The sequence below is a fragment of the Microcoleus sp. MON1_C5 genome (assembly GCF_036701875.1).
Lineage (GTDB): Bacteria > Cyanobacteriota > Cyanobacteriia > Cyanobacteriales > Microcoleaceae > Microcoleus.
The window spans coordinates 1-1,057 of record NZ_JAUBRN010000161.1; the positions used below are offsets into that span (position 1 = coordinate 1).

Consider the following 1,057-nt stretch of genomic DNA (forward strand, 5'->3'; position numbering starts at 1 on the left):
AGATTGACATTCAGGACAAATCATAGCTAAATTTTCGTTGATTGTTAGCGCTCAGCATACCACAACTGTGCAACGCCTTTAGGAGAATTGTTGACAATGTGGCTAAAATTTGGTGTTGCTCTCAGTGGCGAACTGACGAGCATTGATGAAGTTGTGCGCGGAAAAACTAACCTCGCTTGTCTCTACTGCGGTGGCGGATTGACAGCGAAAAAGGGGTCAGTGAAAGAACATCACTTCGCACACAGTGAAAAAACTTGCAAGTTCGTCAGCCAGCGGATTAAAACCAAAGCTTTCCCCGCGCTGCCCCTTTACGATAATTTCACCATCCAGCTTAAGGGTGAGGAATTGGAGCAATTGAAGGTGCTGTGGAAAGAGTACGGGGCCCAAAAGCGATCGATTCCCAAAGACTTGATAAACTTTCGGTGGGAACTCAAAGGATTGCTAGAGTCGTCGGGCGATGGCTCTTATCAGTTTACCGACTTGGGTAAAATCCCCGTCGGCGCTCTTCCCCTGGCGTTGTTCAACCAAGTCCAAGAACCTTTGCTGCTGTCGGAGTTGGCTTCGTTGGAAGGTTCTGTAGAGATTGCGGAAGCTGCGGGGTTATCTTGTTTGGAAGAACGGCGGGCTGATTTGCTGATTTATCGAGCACAGCTTCGTCGGATTCTGGTGAACTCGCTTTATTTTCTTGAAGTAAAAGCGGATGGCAACATTTTCTACAAGATTGGCGTTACTACCCGATCGATCGAGGAACGAATCGCCGAGGTGCAGCGGGATGTGAAAGCGCATTACTCAGATGTGACCGTCAATTTGCTGGGACCTTGGGAACATCGGGGGAATGTGGAGCTGTACTTCAAACACCGATATCAACCCTTTAACTACCGGATTGGGAAACTGACGGAGTATTTTGTGTTTCCGAACGTCAAGGCGGTGCTGCAAGATTTGTACGGAATGGAAGCAAAAGTTTTGTCGGCTGTTGAGTCGGATGCGATCTGCAACTGGGGTAGGAAGTGAAGAAGTGCGATCGCTACACTGGTTACATCCCGGTTCTAATTCGGAA

Annotated in this window: 1 protein-coding gene; it reads left to right on the forward strand. The window is 48.2% G+C overall.

Going from position 1 to position 1,057, the window contains the following annotated elements; translation table 11 throughout:
• The first annotated feature begins 96 nt into the window (after positions 1 to 96).
• The gene (locus QUA71_RS29160; RefSeq protein ID WP_333290493.1) at positions 97 to 1,011 is read left to right on the forward strand and encodes a GIY-YIG nuclease family protein; all 915 of its coding nucleotides are present in this window, start codon (positions 97 to 99) and stop codon (positions 1,009 to 1,011) included.
• Positions 1,012 to 1,057: the final 46 nt, after the last annotated feature.